The organism is Leptospira weilii, assembly GCF_006874765.1.
GTDB classification, from domain to species: Bacteria; Spirochaetota; Leptospiria; order Leptospirales; family Leptospiraceae; genus Leptospira; species Leptospira weilii.
Map to the genome: position 1 here is coordinate 1,472,501 of NZ_CP040840.1, position 19,863 is coordinate 1,492,363.

Annotated in this window: 15 protein-coding genes and 1 pseudogene (1 of these 16 running past the window's edge); 8 read left to right on the forward strand and 8 right to left on the reverse strand. The window is 41.7% G+C overall.

Features of this window, described 5'->3' with window-relative positions; all coding sequences use genetic code 11:
* The 6 genes and pseudogenes from FHG67_RS07055 to FHG67_RS07085 form a co-directional block, all read left to right on the forward strand.
* Positions 1–370: the end of a M16 family metallopeptidase gene (locus tag FHG67_RS07055; protein WP_232423652.1), read on the forward strand. It extends 1,106 nt beyond the left edge of the window; only the last 370 of its 1,476 coding nucleotides appear in the window; its start codon lies beyond the left edge, outside the window; the stop codon is at positions 368–370.
* Positions 360–1,187, forward strand: coding sequence for an MBL fold metallo-hydrolase (locus tag FHG67_RS07060; protein ID WP_004499548.1), 828 nt, complete (start codon positions 360–362; stop codon positions 1,185–1,187). The genes FHG67_RS07055 and FHG67_RS07060 overlap by 11 nt, the downstream gene beginning before the upstream one ends.
* Positions 1,184–1,921 (forward strand): O-methyltransferase, encoded by a 738-nt coding sequence (locus tag FHG67_RS07065; protein ID WP_004501841.1) that lies wholly within the window; start codon positions 1,184–1,186, stop codon positions 1,919–1,921. The genes FHG67_RS07060 and FHG67_RS07065 overlap by 4 nt, the downstream gene beginning before the upstream one ends.
* Before the next feature lie 74 nt (positions 1,922–1,995).
* Positions 1,996–2,763 carry a hypothetical protein gene (locus tag FHG67_RS07070; RefSeq protein ID WP_004495737.1) on the forward strand — a complete coding sequence of 256 codons (768 nt, stop codon included), beginning with the start codon at positions 1,996–1,998 and terminating at the stop codon, positions 2,761–2,763.
* On the forward strand, positions 2,763–4,166 hold the full coding sequence (locus FHG67_RS07075) for an N-acetylmuramoyl-L-alanine amidase (protein WP_004499492.1): 1,404 nt from the start codon (positions 2,763–2,765) through the stop codon (positions 4,164–4,166). Before FHG67_RS07070 ends, FHG67_RS07075 begins: the two co-directional genes overlap by 1 nt.
* Before the next feature lie 253 nt (positions 4,167–4,419).
* Positions 4,420–5,059, forward strand: a pseudogene (locus FHG67_RS07085) (IS630 family transposase); the annotation flags it as partial.
* 587 nt (positions 5,060–5,646) lie between these two features.
* Here FHG67_RS07085 and FHG67_RS07090 read toward each other — a convergent pair.
* The 8 genes from FHG67_RS07090 to FHG67_RS22305 form a co-directional block, all read right to left on the reverse strand.
* A complete protein-coding gene (locus tag FHG67_RS07090) occupies positions 5,647–6,021 on the reverse strand; it encodes a hypothetical protein (protein WP_026054159.1) in 375 nt (124 codons plus the stop codon).
* A 16-nt stretch (positions 6,022–6,037) separates the two neighbouring features.
* Positions 6,038–9,352: an efflux RND transporter permease subunit gene (locus FHG67_RS07095; protein WP_142499715.1), complete on the reverse strand. Its 3,315-nt coding sequence runs from the start codon at positions 9,350–9,352 to the stop codon at positions 6,038–6,040.
* 64 nt (positions 9,353–9,416) lie between these two features.
* Entirely contained in the window at positions 9,417–12,476 is a 3,060-nt protein-coding gene (locus FHG67_RS07100) for an efflux RND transporter permease subunit (protein WP_142499716.1), read from the reverse strand.
* A gap of 27 nt (positions 12,477–12,503) precedes the next feature.
* Positions 12,504–14,108: an Ig-like domain-containing domain gene (locus tag FHG67_RS07105; protein ID WP_142499911.1), complete on the reverse strand. Its 1,605-nt coding sequence runs from the start codon at positions 14,106–14,108 to the stop codon at positions 12,504–12,506.
* A 17-nt stretch (positions 14,109–14,125) separates the two neighbouring features.
* Positions 14,126–15,703, reverse strand: a complete 1,578-nt coding sequence (locus tag FHG67_RS07110) for an Ig-like domain-containing domain (protein ID WP_004503780.1) — start codon at positions 15,701–15,703, stop codon at positions 14,126–14,128.
* Positions 15,700–16,365, reverse strand: coding sequence for a tetratricopeptide repeat protein (locus FHG67_RS07115; protein WP_004503779.1), 666 nt, complete (start codon positions 16,363–16,365; stop codon positions 15,700–15,702). The genes FHG67_RS07110 and FHG67_RS07115 overlap by 4 nt, the downstream gene beginning before the upstream one ends.
* On the reverse strand, positions 16,355–17,005 hold the full coding sequence (locus FHG67_RS22300) for a hypothetical protein (RefSeq protein ID WP_004503764.1): 651 nt from the start codon (positions 17,003–17,005) through the stop codon (positions 16,355–16,357). The genes FHG67_RS07115 and FHG67_RS22300 overlap by 11 nt, the downstream gene beginning before the upstream one ends.
* The gene (locus FHG67_RS22305; protein ID WP_004499551.1) at positions 17,002–17,565 is read right to left on the reverse strand and encodes a tetratricopeptide repeat protein; all 564 of its coding nucleotides are present in this window, start codon (positions 17,563–17,565) and stop codon (positions 17,002–17,004) included. Before FHG67_RS22305 ends, FHG67_RS22300 begins: the two co-directional genes overlap by 4 nt.
* A gap of 199 nt (positions 17,566–17,764) precedes the next feature.
* Between FHG67_RS22305 and FHG67_RS07125 the strand changes: the two genes are divergently transcribed.
* Both FHG67_RS07125 and FHG67_RS07130 read left to right on the forward strand, forming a co-directional pair.
* Positions 17,765–18,391 (forward strand): lipoprotein, encoded by a 627-nt coding sequence (locus FHG67_RS07125; RefSeq protein WP_004495775.1) that lies wholly within the window; start codon positions 17,765–17,767, stop codon positions 18,389–18,391.
* Between the two features lie 40 nt (positions 18,392–18,431).
* Complete coding sequence (locus tag FHG67_RS07130; RefSeq protein WP_004499523.1) at positions 18,432–19,844, forward strand: TolC family protein; 1,413 nt, start codon at positions 18,432–18,434, stop codon at positions 19,842–19,844.
* The last annotated feature ends 19 nt before the right edge of the window (positions 19,845–19,863 follow it).

A 19,863-nucleotide genomic window follows, 5' to 3' on the forward strand; every position in this document is an offset into this window, starting at 1 on the left:
GAAAACTTCCACGACCAAGGAAGTTTACGACCTGATGAGGGAAATTCTAAGCGAACAAACGATTGCCAAAATCACGGAAGAGGAATTGGAATCCGCAAAACAATCCATCGTCAACCGTTTCATCTTTCAATTTGCGGATAAGATGGGAATTCTACACAACTTTCTTCGGTTTAAAGAACACGATATGCCCGCCGACTATCTAAAAATGTACCGGGGTAAAATCCAAGCGGTCACATTAGGCGATCTCAAACGGGTCGGTAAAAAATTCTTCGTGAGTTCTTCCGTAAAGACTATTTTGACCGGGCCGAAAGACATTACGAAAGGATTGAATGAAACCGTGAAGCACATCGGACCGGAAGATGTATTGTAAGTTTCAGCACAAACAATATCAATTCGAAGGAATATCGGAGGGGGGCATTCGTACCTCCCTTTATCTTCCTTCCTTGAGTTTAATGTTCGATATAGGAGCCCAGAACCCCAATCGGATTCACCTTGATACTTTGTTATTGACTCATTCTCATCTGGATCATTCCTGCGCTTTGCCGTATTATATTTCCCAGAGGTCTTTGAGAAAATTAAAACCGCCTAAGATTTTCGTTCCCGCCGCTTTGGAAGAACCCATGAGAAGGATTTTGGATCTTTATTCCGAGATCGAAGATTTTTCTTATTCGTACAATATGAAAGCGGTAAGCCCCGGAGATAAGATTGATTTGGATCAACAGCATTTTTTTTCTCCTCATAAAACCTTCCATAGGGTTCCCTCCCAAGGATATACCTTGTATCAGAGAAGAAAAAAATTAAAAAAGGAATTTCAATCTCTTCCCCAGGAGGAATTGAATCTTGTTTTAAAACAAAATAAGGAAGTTTCCGAGCCGAGTGAAACTCCGGTGGTCAGTTTTTCGGGAGATACGAAAATAGAATACGTATTGGAACACGAAGACGTCGCGAGTTCGAATATTCTATTTATCGAATGTACTTATATCGACAAGGAACGAAACGTCGCTCAGGCTAGGGAATGGGGTCATATTCATCTGGACGAAATTTTAGGAAATCTTTCCTCTTTTCGAAACGAAAAGATCGTTCTCATTCATTTTTCGAAACGTTATTCGATTTCGTATATTCGGGAAGTTTTGGACAAAAGAATCCCGAAAGAAGAACGACATAGATTTCATCCGTTTCTGCCATGAGCAAGGGGAGTCCTCCCGGAAAATACGGAACCTCGATTTTTCTTAACGGTCTGGAAGAAAGGATCGATTCTGAATTGGTTGCCCGCCCCATCGATATCCTTTTGCAAATGGAAAAAGATGCGGCTGCAATTGGTGTTCCCGTTTTAACTCCGGCTTCGGGTGCGGTTCTTCGTTTTCTTGTGGAGTGCGAACAGCCGGAGGAAATTCTCGAACTCGGAACCGGATACGGGGTTTCCCTTTTTTGGATGGCTTCCGGTTTAAATAGAATCGCTAAGATCGTCTCCTTGGAGAGAGAGATTGATTATATCGCGCGAGTTCGTTCTTATTTGGAAAAACATCCTTTTCGTGATTTGGATATTCGTCTTTTAAAGGTTCATTGCCTTCGATATCTCAAGGAAGCGAGCGGGAATTCGGACGTGAAGTGGTCGGGCAAGTTCGTGTTTGTGGATTGTGATAAGGTCTTATATCCGGAAATTTTTCGGATTCTCAAACAAGTGCGACCGGACACAGCGGTGTTTGATAACGTTCTTTGGCACGGTAGAATTTTCGATCCTTCGAGACAGGCTCCTTCGGACAAAGCGGTGCGGGAATTTTGGGACGAAGTCAAAAGTTCGAATCTTCCCTATACTCTTTTTCCGGTCGGAGACGGGTTGCTTCGAATTCGATTTTGTGAATCCTTCGAAAGGAACAAGACCTTTTGCAGAGGGACGAACGAACCCGTTTGTTCGTTTTAGACGTAAGGCGGAAAGCGACAAAATACTAGTTGCGTTTTAAGACGCTGTGTTATACTTCCGTGCAGGAGATTTGCATGTCATTTAAAAGTTTCCAGATTTCGATTTTAGTTTTATTTTTTTCTGTATTTTCAGTTTCGGCTCAATCGAACGCATCCAAGGACGAAGACAAAGGGAGCGAACTTGCAAGCGCGACTAACGATCCTAAGTATCAGGGAGATTATTTAGAAGAATTTCATTACGCGAGAACCTTGGATTCCATGAAGGAGAGAGTAAAAAACGATATTCACGCGCTCGTAACCGTAACGAAAAATTTCGGTTCCAGCGTTCAAGGTTCGAACGAGGATCTGAACTCGATCTGGAAACAATACAACGACGCTCTTCATTACTATTACAGAAGACAGTATGTGGTCGCGGGAAGAAAGATGCGGGAAACTTCGGAAAGTATGGACAAACTTTACAATAAGTTTTCGGATCAGTACAATAAAAGGACGGATCAGCTTTTGGGGGAATGCGCGGATACGATCGTAAGTGTGGAGCAGACTCAGAGCGGATCGGTTCAGTCTTCTTCCGCTCGTAGTAGGGAAGTTTCGGCAAATCATCATAAACTTCAGATCGCTTATTATCAGATGATCCAAGCGGATCGAATGCGCAAGGATTCAAGATATAAGGATTCTCTCATGCACTTTCGTCTTGCAAAGGAATACGGGATTTCGATTTTGAGTAAACTCAAGCCGGAGGAAGAGGGTAAGAATATCCGTGAAAAATATAAGATAGATCTGAGTGATAATCGGAATTTGGTATATTCCGAAGGTTCGAACGGAAAAGAATCTCAAAAGAAATAGTGGGGCGTTTTCAATACCTTTTATCGATCCTTTTCCTTCACGTTTTGTTTTCGGGATCGTTTCTTTTGGCCGGTCCCGAAGATCGAGGGACGTCGAATTCAAAAACCGCTCGCCCGTTATCCCCTCTTAAAACTTTTAAAGTGGTAATCGATCCCGGGCACGGAGGCCTGGACCTTAAACCCAAAGAAGATCACGGAGACAAATACGATCCGATCTCGGGCAAATATTTGGAACTCTACAAGGCGGGAGCGTCTTTCAAGGAAAGAAAAGAAAGGACGATCGTATTAGAACTTGCTAAAGAACTCAAGGAAGTTTTGGATCTTACGAAAACCGAAGAGGGGTTCAAAACTTTTCGATCCTATATGAAGTCGTTTACGAACGACAATATCCCTTGGATCCAAATCGATTCCGTTATGACCCGTAACGAGAATGCGGAAGAAAGAGAATTTTCTTCGAGCGAGGATCCGAACGCTCCGTACCGTCTTTTCGATTATCCGGATAAAAAAACGAAAAAAATTCAACAAGGAAGAATTTCGTTTATCAACACGGAGAAACCGAACTTGGTTGTTTCCCTTCATCTCAATCCAAGTTATAAGGAACATCCGGGAGGGATGGCGGCGGTGCTTACGCCTTCTTACAGAACTTTCTATATATTAAAAGGAATTGGAGAAGGTAGGTTTGAAAAGGAGAAGTTCGAACGTTCTCCTTGGAGCGAATGGATGATCTTTAAAAGCGGTTGGTCCAAGTTAGAAAACGCGGTCGCGGACGCTTGGATTTACTTTCACGGATATTGGCCGAACCAAAGTGGTAAAAAAACGGATCTGTCCGCATTCGAAGGTTATCGTCAAAATATGATTCATTGGAAATATAAGGATATCCCAGGTTGGGAAGAACTCGCTAAACTCGGAGGAAAAGGGCCTTATTCCAAAAGTCATAAGAACTTTGTCGCGGAAGGAAAATTCTGGGAAAGAGAAAAATCTCAGCCTGAGCTTTGGAGAAGAGAAGACGGCAGAGAAGGTTTCGGTGGAGACAATCATTACGCTTCCGCGGAGCTGATGAGATTTGTTCAATACGGCCTTCGAAAAAGAAAAACCGAGGGAAAATTTCCGGAACCCGGTCCGATCAATAAACCGTATCTTTCTACGTATGCTTTACCGACTTTTATCAATGCGATTTCCGCTTATTTGGAAATCGGTTATATCGATAAGGAAAAAGATATGATCTTAATGACAAAGCGTAAGAAGGATGTCGCGATTTCGCTCGCGGCGGGTATCTATTCTTTGGTTCATGGGATTAAGATTAAAAAACAAAATTATCCTTATATTCCTGTTGGTAAAAAAATAAATTGGAAACGTTATGAAACCAGAAAAGAAGGAAATTACTTTCAGATCGTAGGTGAGTAGATATTTATTTCAACCATTTCACAACCTGCGAAAAGCGGAATCATGACAGTCCTGGGTTTTACCTTCGTTAAATAAGTTACATCCTTTGATCAAGGATCGGACTGGGCAACACGCGATTTGGGTAAACGGAGCTATTCGAATTTGTTTTACCTGGAACGACGGAAAAGTTATAATAGAATTTATCGGAAACTATCATTACTGATCCCTATAAAAAAGAGTACCAAAAATATATCAATCATATCCCATTGTCATAATGCAAAGATTAGAGCGGGAAAAATTAAAGCGCTTGGAAAAGCGTAGGTTGAAGGGAATTCGTTTACTTGAGAAGGGCTATACATGTTATAGAGTAAGCAAAGAGCTTGGAGTAAGTAAGCAATCGGTAATGCGTTGGCGAGATAAATATGAATCGGAAGGAATCGAAGGAGTAAAGTGGAATGGTCAACGAGGTCGACCGACCAAATTGAGCATTGCAGAGAAGAAAGAATTAAAAAGAATCATCTTAAAAGGCCCGATCAGTAACGGTTATCCGAATGAACTCTGGTCAACGTACCGCGTATTGGAAATCATACGAAAAGAATTCGGAGTAACATATCATCAAGATTATGTGGGAACTCTCTTGCATCAATTAGGGTTTTCGTATCAAAAACCTAAAAAAAGAGCGTTGGAAAGAGATGAAAAGGCAATTGAAACTTGGAAAACGAAAACTTGGCCGGATATAAAAAAAAGCAGAGAATGAAGGATTTAAGATCCTATTTTTGGATGAAAGCGAAATCAGTCAAAATCCGTATACGGTAAAAACTTGGAGCTTAATCGGCAAGACACCGATCCTTCGTCACAAGATGTCTTGGAAAAAATTATCAGTAATAGGCGCTATTTCTCAAAAAGATTTTAATAGTTTGGGATAATCTATCTGTTCTGTTTGCGTGCGTTTTCTCGATTTTAAACGCGCGCAAACAGCGAGTGGTCTATGGAAACGTATGGAGATATTTTTTAAGATTTTGGGGCGGGACTTATTCTCTTTTTATCTTACCTTTTATCAAACTCGTCTTTCAAGCATAACTAACGTTAATTTGATGATTGAAAGTGAGAAAGAATATTCCAAAAGTGGAAATCCCTACTTTTAGAATTTGTTCGTAAAATCGCGATTTGTTGTAGTTCCCACATTTTAAGAATAGATTTACAAAGTTCAAATTCCGACTTCGTAAAGAAAAATGAATCATGAATTTCTTACGACCTGCTCACGTTAAGTAACGTGAGTTTGGCGTAAGAAAGTTTGGGCGAATAAGAAACTAAAGTGCAACGACTCCCTATGGGTCGTCGTCGCAGCTCGCGAGTTTCATAGATAAAATGGCTCGCGACCGCGCTTAAACTCAATGTTGCTGCCTATGGTCGCAACATATAATCGCTTTCGCATTTTGTTATACCGAACTCACGTTAAGTAAGTTTTGAGACAGGTTTGTCGAAATCGCATTCTCTTGACCTACAACAAGAACCAGTAGTATGAAAACGCAACGATCACGGAAAGGTAGCCGATTATATAAATCCAAAGTCTGTGTTTGTACACGAATTGAAATAGTATCGTATCATAGGCATGATTGGAATTTGGAAAAATATCCCGGTTATTTTGGGAATTGTCCGAAAGTCCGTTTTTCCATGAGGCTATCACTTTTGTAAAATCTTTTCCGAATGAACTTTTCGGAATGAAATTCTCAAAATGGAATATTTTCGCTTTCTCCTGACAGCGATCGCAATCCCTAATATGATTCCTAAGAAAGATTGGAATCCTCTTCCCGGAATATAAATTTTCCTTAATGTATTCATCTTCAAAACATATGTCGGTATTCATGGGCTCCATCGTTTTTGGATTTCCTTTATATTTTCTTAGAACGTTTTTTGATTTTATTTTGTAGCGGAATACTTTTATGATCTTCCAGAAGATAGGGGACCGCGATTTTAAAAAATGCGGGAAATAAAAGTATTGTAAGAGCCGTCGAGATGGACAATCCTGCGACTACCGTTACGGCAAGGGGCCTCCACAGCTGACTCCCTTCTCCCGAATCCAAAACGGACGGAAGTAATCCCAGAACCGTGGTTATGGTAGTGATCAGGATCGGGCGAATTCGTTCTCGGATTCCTTCGGTTAATAATACGTCGATTTCGTAATATTGATTTGATTTTAATTTTTCTAAAAAAGTTTCCACAATTAATATCGAATTGTTCACGGTAATTCCTGCCAACATAACGAAACCGATATATACGGAAATATTTAAGGACATACGAAACACGAATAGAGTTAAAATCACTCCCGCCGCAGAGAATGGAATGGTAAGTACAATTAGAAACGGAAGTAAAAAGGACTCGAATAAAGACGATAAAATACAAACGATTATGATGAATGCCAAGACGATTAAATTGATCATCTCGGTTTTACTCTCTTTCAGTTTTTTGTAATTTCCAGTCATTTCGTAATGATAGTTTTCCGGGAAAGAAATTTTCTTTAAAGCGGTTTCAATTTTGAAAACGGCCGAACCGGTATCGATGTCGCCTAACTTAGAGGTGAGTCCGTAAGTTCTTCGTTTGTTTTTTCTATAAATCCTGGACTCCGCTTTTTCCTTTTTGATCGAACTGAGTTCGATCAAGGGTGTTTTCGAGACTTTTTCCGATTGAGAGGAAGGAATTGCGACTCCAAAAACCGACTCGGGGCCTTCTCTGTCTTCTTCGGAAAATCGGACTCGAATGTCTATCTCCTTGTCTTTATCGTAAAACTTAGTGGGAATGGAGCCAGTATATGCAGTTTTCATAAAGTTGGCGATTTGGTTGGGCAACAATCCGGATTGCGAGGCTTTCACTTTGTCGATCGAAAAAGTGATTTGATCTTTTCCTTCCTTAAAACGAAGGGCAACCTGCTGAATTCCGGGTATTCCTCCTATTTCTTTTGCGGATTCTCTGGCTAACTCTTTGATCGTTTCAGCTTCGTCTCCTATAATTTCAATATCGATTTCCTTGGATCCCTCTCCGGCGCCGGATTCGGTATAAAATACGAATGCGTTCTTTAGTTCGTCCGTTTCTTTTTTTAATTCGGTGATAACGTCGTTGGTCGATTTACCTTCCCGGAAAGAAACGGGTTTTAACTTTATCATCAGATCCGAATGCCATTTTTCGACTTTGGAGGATACTTTTTCCACGTTCGGATTCTTTTCGATCGCCCTTTCCACGCTCTTTGTGATCAAATCGGTCGCATCAAGATGGGTTCCTGTTTCTACTTCCAAAGACGCGCTGATCTCGTTGGAATCGGTCGGATCAATGTATTCCTGTTTTAAAAAATAAGAAAGGCAAAGACAAACTACGATGATAGCCGTGGAATAAAGCGCGGTTTTATTGTAGTGTTTGAGTAGAAACCGCAAAGATTTCGTTAAATCAAATCGTAGAAGTTCATGTTGATTTGGTGATTCGGAATTTAATTTCGTTTGACGACGCCGCAAAATTTGATTCCGGAGCCAAGGTAGGATCTTACAGCGCGCGCCAAAACCTGCTAAGCGATTCTTAGAGAGCAAAGGCATTGCGTTTTCTGCTTTATCAGAAAGATTAAGCTGCAAGGTTCTGTCCCAGTATTGGGATAGAACCTTATGATACATTTCGATTTCGATATAAGATTTCATTTTTGAAATATACGTAAGAATATACTGCGGCGGAACGAGAGTTTGAAACCGACTCTCCTTCGTTAAAATAAATTTGGCAAGAGTGGGCAAAAAAGTTAGGGATACGATTAAAGAGGTGACCAAAGACGCTGAAACGGTAATCGCAAGACCTCCGTAGAGATCCCGTAGCTCTCGGGAACTGAAAAAGATCGGAAAAAAAACCGCAATGCTGGTCAAAACGGACGCGAACAATTCCTTCGACAATCCGGAAGAGGCTTTTAAAATTCCGTCTTTTACGAATCCGTTTTCGTGGTGAACAAAAAAGATACGATCGATAACCACCACCGAACAATCCACAAGCATTCCCACGCCCAAAGCCAATCCGCAAAGGGAGATAACGTTGATCCCTACGTTGAAAAAATACATCAATCCGAACGTCGAAATGATAGAAAGCGGAATCGATACGGATACGAGAATCGTAGCGTAGAAGTTCCGTAAAAAAAGAAACAAAACGACGACTGCGATGATACCTCCCTGAATTGCAGAATCCGCAACTTTTGCGATAGCCGTTTTGATCGTCTGAGACTGATCGTAGTTGATACTTTGTTGAATCCCTTCTATATGAATCGAGGAAAGTTCCCTTCGGAGTTCTTCGCATAACGCCAATGAATTTGCGTCGCCCGCTTTTTGAACATAAATGGATACTACTTCTTTACCCGCGTCCCTTGCTATGTCTTCCTTTTCTCTGAACCCGTCCTTCACATTCGATATATCCGATAAGTAAACGATTTGCTCCGACTTACCGACCGTAATCGGTATTTTTCCGATCTCTTTAATTTGAATCAACTTACCGATCACCCGTATATTGATATAGTTGTCTCCGATCAATAAATTTCCGGCGGGAACGTCTACGTTCGCGGTTCTGATCTTGGATAAGACTTCTTCCAATCCGACCCCGGTCTGTAATAATTTACCCTTGTCTATATCGATGTTTATCTCTCTTTGAAATCCTCCTCCGACGTGAATTTCACTGACTCCGTCGATTCTTTCGAATTTCTTTTTATATTTGTTTTCGCCGAATTCTCTCAAGTCCTTCAATTTGTATTTTTCGGATTCGAGTTTTACGATGAAGATCGGTTTGTTGGTGGGATCGTATCTGAGAATGGCGGGCTCTTCCACTTCTCTGGGAAAATTACCTCGTATGAGATCGATTTTAGAACGTACTTCGAGAGAACGATACGAGACTTTGGTGCCGGGTTTGAATATGACGTTGATCCTAGATTCCCCTTCTTCGGAAGAGGATAGAATATCCTCGATCCCGCCTACTCCGGAAATTTGTTCTTCGATCGGTTTTGTTATGATTTCTTCGATTTTACCGGGTGAAATTCCGGGATATCGAGTCAGTATGGTGATAGCCGGAGAACTCGTCGGAGGCATTAACGAAATCGGAAGTCTTGGAATGGAAATGAATCCGAAAATTCCGACCGCCACAAACAACATAAACGTTGTTATATGTCTTCTGTATAATAGACCGATTAAAGAATCCATTTACAGCGTGTCCCAAAACTCCAGTTTACTTTATCGGAAAAATCAAGCTGCAAGGTTCTTACATCTATTTCTGTTTTACGATCGAGAAATAAGCCGCGGGTATGATAACCACGGTAAAAACAGTGGAAGCCGTTAAACCGCCTAACACCGCTAAGGCCATCGGCTCTTGGGGAGATTCGCCGCCGATTGCAAGCGCCGCCGGCAAAAGTCCTAAAACCGTAGTCAGAGTAGTATTCAGGATCGTGTCGATTCTTCGGTAGATCGTACCGTATACCGCTTCTTCAACGTTTTTCTTTTTATCGACCAAGGTGAAAAACTCTATTAGAATAATTGCATTATTGACCACCAACCCGCTTAACATGACCATTCCCATTCCTGAAACTATATTCAACGAGTTGCCCGAGAATATTAAAAACATCAGGGAACCCGATCCGACCATCACGATGGATACCATCACGACTAACGGTAAAATTAAATTTTCGAACTGAGACGCTAAGGTCATGTAGACCAAAATTAATGCGAAAAGACCGGCCCAGGCCAGGGCTTCGAAGGATTTGTTCGTTTCTTTCGCGATTTCGCCCGGAAGAACGGAGATATCCTTATCTTTTTCAAAACGTGTGATGATCTCCGAAATCTTTCGTTCTATGATTTCGGCCGATTCCTTAGGAATTGCGGATACGATCGCGATTCTTTTTCCCTCTAATCGCATAATTTTACGCAAGGTTTTTGTTTGTGAAACTTCCGCTATCGCGTCCAAGAAAATATTTTTTCCGCTCGGTAAACGAATCGGAATTTCGCGTAACGAATCGAATCCAAGTCTATCCGCCGATTGAAATCGAACCAACACGTCGTATTCGAAATCGTTTTCTCTAAATCTTGTGGCAATATCCCCTTTGATGGAAGTCTTTAGAGTGGTGGCTATGTCCTCCACGCTTAGGCCGAAGTGGGCCATCTTTTCTCGGTCCAATTCTACTTTTAGTTGAGGCGTTTCTTCCCGAGCCGACGAGGAAACGGAAATCGTTTCGTTCGTGGAGACCAATTCGTTTTCGACTTCGTTCGCGATTTTACGGATGAGGTTTAAGTCTTGTCCCGAGATTTCCACGGAGATTCCTCCTCCGCCGGAACCGAAGATGCCGCCTAACACGCTACCGGCGATTCGAGTTCCGATTTTAGAACGATAATTTTTTTCTATCTCGGATAGCTCTCTGGAGAATCCGATTAAAAATTTCTCCGCTTTGTTTTTGTCGGCAAGTTTAACGAAGATCGAAGCTCGATTCAGACCGAAGTCCCCTTTGGGATTCAATATGATATCCTTTTCCTCGTATCCGATTCTTGAAAATGCGGTTTCAACGGTTTTATCTTGAGTGAGTTTTTTCGTGATCGTATCTACGACTTTTTTTGTATAATTTAGATTGGATCCTTCCGGTGCAACGATATCGATGTAGAATTCTCCCTGATCGATCTCGGTCAGCATTTCTTTCGGAATTAGAATAAAAAACAAACCCGCTACAAGTATGGAGCCTAACCCAACGTATACGGCGAAAGTTTTCCTTCGGATGAAAAAGACCGCCATGGACGCGAAAGAATTTCTGATTGTGGAAAGGATTTTTTCTCTGCGAATTTCGATCGCTTGCGGAAACGTTCCTATTCCCTTCGAAAAGAAATCGTATTGCGTTAAAACGGGCACAAGCGTCGCCGAGGTAAAAAGCGAGGAGATGAGCGAAAACGAAATTGTTAATGCGAACTCTCCGAAAATTTCGGCGGCGATCCCTTCGACGAATAGGATCGGCAGGAATACGACGACGCTCGTGATCGTTGATCCCAGGATGGATCCGAATACCTCTTTTGTTCCCTCGATACTCGCTTGGATCGGATCGGGGATCGTTTTCTTTTTAGAAGCTACCGATTCTAAAACGACAGTTGCGGAATCCACAACCATTCCGACACCGATCGCTAGTCCGCCTAACGACATCGTATTGATCGTAAGACCGAATCCGAACATCATCAAAAAAGTCGCCATAACCGAAATGGGCACCGCACTGATGACGACGATCGGTTCTCGGATATTTCCTAAAAAAAAGCTCAGTACACAATAACAAATGATCACCGCGAGAATTCCCGCCCAGGCGACGGAAGCGATGGAGTCTTCGATCAATATCGATTGATCCGATATGATTTGAAAACGGATCTTGTCCCCGAATTTTTCGTTCAGCTCTGCGATTAAATTCCTCAAGTCGGACGCGACTGAAACCGTATTTTTTCCGGATTCTTTTTTGAGAACCATAGAAATACATTCCTCGTCCATCAAACCGCTTATGCTGGTTCTTTCTTTAAAAGTATCCTTTACGTCGCCTACGGTTCCGAGATAAATAGGAACTCCGGCCTTTGTAACCCCAACTACCGTATCCTCAATGGATGCGACCGAAGGAAAAAGCCCGTCGGTTCGAACTAATATTTCCTTATCTCCCTCCCTTACGTTACCGGCGGGAAATCCGAAATTGCTGGAATCGATTTGATTGACCAAATCCTGAATTCGTATATTATGAGCTTCTAATCTTCCTTTGTCTACGTTAACCTGAATTTGCCTTTCAAATCCTCCGGATAACGAGATGGCCGCTACGCCGTCCACACGTTCGAAATATGGAATTACGTTTTTACGTAAAAATAGTCGAACGTCTTTCAAATCGATACCGTTTGTTTTGACCGCAATCTGCATGACGGGCGCGCTGTTCGGATCGAAACGAATTACGATGGATTTTTTTACGTCCTGAGGCAGAGAGCCTTTGACCAAATCTAGTTTTTCCCTGACTTGAATCAACGCCTGGTCGATTTCGGTTCCCCATCTAAATCTCACCGTAACGATGGATATCCCTTCGATCGATTCGGATAAAATTCTGTCGACGCCTCCAACGGAGGAAAGGATTTCCTCGATGGGTTTGGTCACTAGGGATTCGATTTCCGTCGGAGCCACGTTGCTATAAACCGTAACGATCGTGAGAGACGGAAAACTCACGTCCGGAAGTAGTTCCATCTTTAATTTTGTCAGCCCTACGTATCCGAACAGAACGAGTAAGAAGAATACGACTAACGTTGTTACCTTTCTTCTTAGGAAAAATTCAATCACGGATAAAATCTCATTTTGAAGTTAACTTTAAGGGGAAACGGAAAATCTGACGGAATAATCCTGTTCCAGATAATTTCCGTACAAATCTTTAGCCCCGTCGGGTCCGCCCTTTACCGTGAAAATGTAAGAGTTCGGAGATTCCGTGAGTCCGAAAATCGAAGTCTTATAGATGTTAGGCGCCGCTCCTAACTGAGGTAGAAGCAGATAAGGATTTCCCGAATTGGGACCGAAGTCGAAACTCACCGAAAATTGTAAGGAAGACAATATCATATTCAAATCGGTTTCGGAACAAGTATTCGATCTGAAATCGTCTCTGCAAAAAGCAACGTAAAACGCTTTCGCGCCCCCCGCGGAATAATTATACGCGGGACCCAGACCGCCGTCGTGCTGAAGCGAATTGATTACGCCGTCTAACAATCGATTGGCGAGAGAATGCGCGTTACTCAGATAGATATTCTGTACGAAAAGATACTTACTTCTCGGTCCGTTCACTTGAGTGTTATAAGTGAACGTTTTGTTCAGGCTGTTTCCTTGGGCGTCTTTGACGGAATTCGTCACCTGTATCTGATATATTTGATTGATCGATAAATTAGAATTCGGATGTATGATAAATCCGGTATTGGCTCCTCCCGAATTTTCGACGATGGTAAAAGTTACCGAAGGGCTGAATGTGATTCCGTTCAATAAGCTGGAGGGTAATACGGGTTCCGAAAAATCGATCATAAAATCGTCGGTCTTTTCGAAACCTCCGATGATCGCGAATTCATTCAATACGAAGTTTCCGGTATTCGTAGTGGATCTAATGTTCGTCAGAGTGGGTTGTACAAAATCGGAACCTACGGTAAATCCGATTCGATACGTCTGCAAAAGCGGATTTCCGATACTGTCTTTGATGGGATTGGGAATCGTGACATTATAAGTGGTACCGAAAGTCAAAGGTTGAATCGGTATAAATTCAAACGTCGTTCTATCCGGAGAAATGATAGTAGAGGGAAGGTTGAAGGTTACGGAAGGATTTGAGGTAACTTCGGTAAGGACCTGATTTACATTCATTGGCTTGGAAAATCTGAGAAGTAAGTGCGCGTCCGAAGTAACTCCGATGGCCCCGTTCGAAGGCGAGCTACCGGCTAACGTAGGTTCGATCGTGTCCGCGTTATAATTGAACTTGAGTATAAAATCTTGTTCTAAATTTTTACCTTGTTTGTCTTCCGCCTGAGATTTGGAAACGGTTAGAGTATAAATTCCAGGATCCGTAAGGGATACGGTGGGCTGAAAATGGAGAGTCGAACCCACCCAGGAATAGCTTCCCACAACGGTATTTTGCGAACTTTTTAGGGACAGGGCGGATTCCGTAAACGTCTGATTCATTTCTTTGGAAAAAGAAATGGAAAGAGCCGCCTTTGGATCGGCAATCGTTTGGTCGTTCAACGGCCAGCTTCCGATCACTCTTGGAGATTCTCCGTCCGAAAATACGGATAAGCCAGGAATTAAACTCAAAGGCCCTTTTCCATTGTCTATCAACTGACTGCATCCGACAAAAAAAGATAAGATCCAAACCGCGGTTATCCGGTATGAAATTTTAACGAACGTGGAAGAGACGTATTTCCTATCCTTTGATTTTTTACAACTCATGTTTAGCTTGTGTGTTTTCATTGTCTTTCAAAGAGAAATATAATATCGTTTGTGAGATAATTATCGTTGATATCCCTGACTCCCCCGGGACCGCCTTTCAATTTGAATTTATATTGGGTTCCGGTCGGAACGTTTTTGATGCCGAATTCGAATGATCCCGCGGTGGAACAGGACGGGCCGCAATTGTAATTTTTATAATAAATGTTCGGAGATCCCACTCCCGGACCGCCCGAAAAATACGAAACGGAAACCTGATTGTAAATATCGTTGTCTCCCAAACTTTGAAGAGGCACGTTACCTGCCGTCGCGAAGTTCAGTCTGAATATATAATCTTCCAAAGCGCATGCGGTCGATATTACAGATATCTTATATACTGCGGAAAGATTTGCGGGAATTACGGGGGCGTTCGCATTGCCATCCGCGGTCGGAGCACACAACGCAGTGACGGAAAAATTGTTAATTCCGGTTACCGTTACCGGAAGACTGTCGGCCACATTATCCACTTTAAAATCTACGATATAGGAATTTTCCAGCGGCATATTTCCGGTATCCGTAGCGGTCGAGTTGATTGCCAGTCTGTAGGTCGCTCCTTGGGTCAGTTTATCGGTAGGAGTAAACTGAAGCAAACTTTGCGATACCCAGGTAAATTGGCCTGTTATGGGGGGAGTAAACTGAATGGCGTTTTGAGTTTTTGATTGATCCATCGGTTTTGAAAAAGTGATCGTCAAAAAACTATTTTTTGAAACTCCGTTGATCAACGGATTGGCGGAGGGAACGGGTTGTAAGACCGGCCAAGGCGTACTCGGAACGCTCATTCCGATATCTTGAATATAAGGATTTAAGGATGCGATTCCGGTATAAAATAGAATGGAGTAGTCTTTTTCTAAAACGTTTCCGGAAGCGTTTTCGGCTGATTTTAATATTTTGAGAGTATATGTGGTGGAAGGGTCCAGGCTTTTTGTCAGTGATAGAGTGAGACGAGTCGAATCGTCATTCCACTCTTTTACGTAAATCGCGGGACCTCCGGTAATGGAAACGGCTTCCGCCGTTTTGATTCGATCCATCGGTTCGGAAAATTGTATGTAGGGATTGGAATTCACACCGAATCCGTATACGATCTGGTTGGCGACCGGAGGATTCGATTCCGTAATAAACGGTTGAGGCCCAAATCCGGTTGTATAAAAAACGGAAAGAAAATTTTCAGCTAAAAAATTTCCCCTTAAGTCCTTAACGACATTACGGTTGAGTCTGATTTCATATCTTCTACCGGCGGTAAAATGCGACTTGGGAATGACTTTGAGAAGTATGTCGGAGGTCCAAACGTATCGAACCGAGCTGTCTCCGGAAACGGCTCCGATTGTAATTCCGGTTTCGACCGAATTTTTATCCATCGGTTGAGAAAAAAGAACGGATACCTCTTCATTAACCGAAACGTTTTTAGCTTCGGAGATCGGCGTAATCATAAGGACGGTCGGCGTCGTAAACTCTCCGCTATTTGCAAGACCGAGATATTTTAGTTTGTCACTCAATTGGTTGATATCGGCGTTGCAGTAGAAACATAAGAATATTAGAAAATATTGAATTATTTTTTTCATTCTGCTTTTTCGAGAAGTAGGCCTTTTTCCAAAGCCGCTTTTTCGTGCAAACCCGCAACGTCGTATAGTTTGCCCAGATCTCTATGGATTTTATCAAAACCGATTTTGATCATCTTAGCGCGATTGTATTCAACCAAGGCTTCCTTCAACATTCCTTCTTTTTCATATATTTTCGCCAAATAATAGTGCGCGTCGAAAAAAGTTTCTTCCGTTTCCAGTATGTATTCGAGTTCCTGCTTTGCTTCCTTTGTCTTGCCTTCCTGCAACATATGGATTCTTGCTATCCAAAATCGAATCGTCGAGTTTCCCGGAAAACGAGTTAATCCTTTTTGAAATACCTCCTCCGATTCCTCCATTTTCCCCAAGAAAAAGAGGCTCTTACCTAACATAATTTGAGCCGGTAAAAATTCCTTATCCTCCGAAACGACTTGCCGAAAAAATTCGGCGGCCTTCTCTAAATTTCGGGAAGTGTATTCCTTTTTTCCTTTTTGAAAAGTTTCCAATTTGGATTGTTCGTCCCTGCCGCACGCGTTTAAAGTGACGATCAGAGAGATGGAAACGATAAGGAATAAAATCGAGCCGTGATACGCTTGCTTTTGAAGTCGCATTATCGACGATTTGATTTTCAGATTGTTTGCGATTCCTTTAAAATTATTTTTCATATAAATCTTTCGTAAATACTTCTTTTTGAACGATGCGAACCTTGTTGTTCTGTCTCATCTTTCCTAATATGATTTTCTTTTTTTCTTGGGACAGGGCTAACCTTTCTCGGATCTTAATTAGAATGGCGGTGTTTCTAAGTTTCTTTTTGAGTTCTTTCGGATTTTTTTCTTTCAGAAGTTCCTTATTTTGAGAGTAGTATCGTTCGATCAGTTCGTCGGAAACTTCCACTTCATTCGAGTTTTCGGCGATTTCGAATTCTCCGGACTCTTTGGATAAATAATAAGAAATGACCGCTTTGCGGACAAAAGGCCATAGATACTTTTGAGCTTCGGCTGAATTCAGATCGGTTTTGGCGATCGCTTCGTTTAAAACGATGGTTTCTTCAATGTATCTTTGAAGTTCGGCTTCTATTTCCGGGGGCGTAACGGGGTCGAATTTCCCCGCAATATGTTTTCTTTCGAAAAAAAATTCTTTCCTGAAATTTTTCGCGGAGAATTCGGATTCGTTTAAATAAAACAGCGCCGGGGTTCCCTTTCTTTCGGAGGTTCGCGCAGACGCAAATTTTTCCAAATCGATCGAACCTTTGCAGGATAGTAGGACGGAACAGAATAATATCCAAATGGTCTTTTTCATTTTCAAACACCCAATTCTTTGATTTTCAAATATGCGTCTTTGATTTGCTGGCCAAATTGAGGAGGGGCTTTTTTGATAAAGATCTCGTAATTTTTTTTCGCTTCCGCTTTTCGGTTCAATCGAGTATTAATAATACCTAAATTGAAATAAATCTCGGGCATAGCCGCAGGAATTGCGGCCGCCTTTTCGTAATAACGCAATGCCTCCGTATCCTTTTGGAGATTTTGATAAGCAACTCCCAGGTTAAAATAACCTCTTTGAAAGTTCGGATCAATTTCAACCGATTTTGAAAAATAGATTATCGCCTGTTCGAATCGATTTCGCGTAATCAATGTTACACCTATGTTGTTCGCGTAATTCGGGTCTTTAGGATTCAAACGATGCGCTTCCTTGAAATGTTTTTCCGCTTTTTCGAGATCATTCAATTGTAAGGCGCCGATTCCAAGTGTGTTTTGTTTTTCCGCGTCGTTCAATAGTTCTTTCTCCTTTTGCTTGGAACAATCGCTTAGCATCAGTATGGAAAATAAAAAAAAACATAAAAAGATCGCATAACTTTTATTTTTCATTTTTTCTATGCCCTTCCTAAATAAGACAGATAGCCGATTCAATGGAAAAAATGTCAATCTTTTCAACTCTAATGTAATATTTTATTCTTATTAATTTCTATTTCTTGCATTTTTATGCCATATGTGAAGTATTGGTTCTTTTTAGATCACCGATTACGGATTTTTTCTATTCGAAAATATGAATATCTCTTAAAAAATTATGTTAAACGATCATTTTCAAACTTTGCTCGGAACCTTTGCGGCTTTTTGTTTTCTTTGTCTGGGGACATGTGGGCCTTCTTTGCGCTATTATCATGATATAACGTATCATGTATCGTTTTCTGAAATGGACAAAACCGCTTTGAAGGGCGGAAACCGCATCGGTATCGTTCGTTTCCTCTCCAAATCTTCCAATCAAGCGGATATAGTTTCTTCCGTCTTTTCCGATAATTTGTTATTTTTTCTCCACACAAACGGTATGAAAGGGACGATTTCGAATCCTTCCGCTAAAATCGAAGAACCGCAACCGAACTCTAATGTTTCCATTGTTACGGCCACGCAAAAAATGAATTCCGCGTATCTTTTGAATGCGGAACAGGTAAAAGAAATCTGCGCCGAGACGAATTCGGATTACGTTATCACTGGATTTGTTCATGAAACGAAAGCGGGAAATTTTTTAAATCCCGATCAGAGTTCGGGTATTATGGCGTACCTCTATAATAAAAACGGATCTCAAGTGGTTCAAATGCAGTACATAGGGTCCGAGTCGTTGGAATTATACGATAACAGTTCGGAAGTCGCGAGAGTTTTTGCGAATAAGATCGTGGAACTATTACGAAGTAAATAACGGTGGATCGTAGATCTTATTTAAATTTTGGGTGTGACCCGTGTTCTCTTTTTTGTCTGTAAAATCGCTTCAATGGATTCCGATTTTTGCGTGTTTTGGAATATTCCATTATATGAATATTTTAGAGGCAAAGGAAAAAATTATTCTAGACATCGGTTCCGCGGAAAAGCTAGGAGTCGAGAATAGTCCCGAAATTCGTCTAATCAGTTCCCAGCAACAAATCAAACGATTGCTGTTGAACGAAAATTGGAGGGCTTATTTTCCCACCGCAACGGTTCGCTGGGATCGCTCCCACAATATCGTATCGAATACGGATGACAGCAGAAATCAGCGTTTGAGTTTGAATGTGGACCAGGTGGTATTTGACGGAGGGAGGCGTTCTCTCGCTTTAGACGCGGCAATGAGCGATTTAGCGTTGGCAAAATATGATCTTCGTCTCGCTCTGAACGAACTTAGGTTTAAAATCAGATCCAAATTTTATGAAGTTCTGAGCCGAAAGTCGGCAATCGAAGTCTACGAACGATCCATCGACCGCCAAAAACAACAATTGGAATTAGGCAAGAAGGAGCTGGAACTTGGGGAAAGTACCGTAATCCGAATTCTGGAAGTCGAAAACCGTCTGAATGAAATCAAAATGCAGCATGAAAACGCCCGGATGGAATATAATAACCTCCTTGAGGATTTTAAAATTCTGCTACGTCTTCAAGCGAGTAGCGAATTGGAATTAAAGGGGGACCTCTTAAATTCCGTAAAATACAACTTTATCCAGTTCGAGGAAATAAACCTAATTTCTTTGGCAAGAAAATATAGAGTGGACTTTGATCGGGCTAAGGCAAAGGAATTACAGACGGAGTCTCAGCATCGTTATGCGAAATCTTTTTACATTCCTACAGTTTCTTTAGGCGGCTTTTACGGCTATTCGGGAGCCGATTATCCGCCCAGACAGCCGGAATGGGGTTTGAACTTTCGAATTTCCATGTTGATGGGTCCGAACCAAATTACCGATTCCTCGAACTTCGTTTCGCGCAGGGACGATACGGATCGTTCCCTTTCCTCCTCCACTACGGTTTCGATTTACGATCAATTGAGTTATAAAAAACAAATAGTTTCGACGGGAGTGGACGCGTATCAGGCTAAAATTGCCAGTAAACAATTGGGGGATATTATCGAAACCGAAATCAGAAAGTCTCTCAGGGGATTGAATATCAGTTGGCAAGCCATGAAACAAGCGGATGAAAATATTATAATATTCGAAAAAAGACTCAATATACAGGAGCTGCAGGTAAAACTCGGGGAAGCCACTCGGCCTCAATTGGCCGAAACGGAAATTCGTTTTTTAGAGGCGAAAAACGCCCAAATCGGGGCCAGGTTGAAATATTTGAACGCGATTGCTCAGATGGAACTATCGACCGGCTTAAATTTAGACGATTTACACTTATTTGAACTACAATAAGAGGATATAGAATATGAAA

Coding starts and splice junctions, on each gene's coding strand:
- FHG67_RS07110 (WP_004503780.1), bottom strand. CDS start 15,703: ATGAAAAAAATAATTCAATATTTTCTAATATTCTTATGTTTCTACTGC.
- FHG67_RS07065 (WP_004501841.1), top strand. CDS start 1,184: ATGAGCAAGGGGAGTCCTCCCGGAAAATACGGAACCTCGATTTTTCTT.
- FHG67_RS07070 (WP_004495737.1), top strand. CDS start 1,996: ATGTCATTTAAAAGTTTCCAGATTTCGATTTTAGTTTTATTTTTTTCT.
- FHG67_RS07115 (WP_004503779.1), bottom strand. CDS start 16,365: ATGAAAAATAATTTTAAAGGAATCGCAAACAATCTGAAAATCAAATCG.
- FHG67_RS07095 (WP_142499715.1), bottom strand. CDS start 9,352: ATGGATTCTTTAATCGGTCTATTATACAGAAGACATATAACAACGTTT.
- FHG67_RS22305 (WP_004499551.1), bottom strand. CDS start 17,565: ATGAAAAATAAAAGTTATGCGATCTTTTTATGTTTTTTTTTATTTTCC.
- FHG67_RS07090 (WP_026054159.1), bottom strand. CDS start 6,021: ATGGAGCCCATGAATACCGACATATGTTTTGAAGATGAATACATTAAG.
- FHG67_RS07060 (WP_004499548.1), top strand. CDS start 360: ATGTATTGTAAGTTTCAGCACAAACAATATCAATTCGAAGGAATATCG.
- FHG67_RS07105 (WP_142499911.1), bottom strand. CDS start 14,108: ATGAGTTGTAAAAAATCAAAGGATAGGAAATACGTCTCTTCCACGTTC.
- FHG67_RS07125 (WP_004495775.1), top strand. CDS start 17,765: ATGTTAAACGATCATTTTCAAACTTTGCTCGGAACCTTTGCGGCTTTT.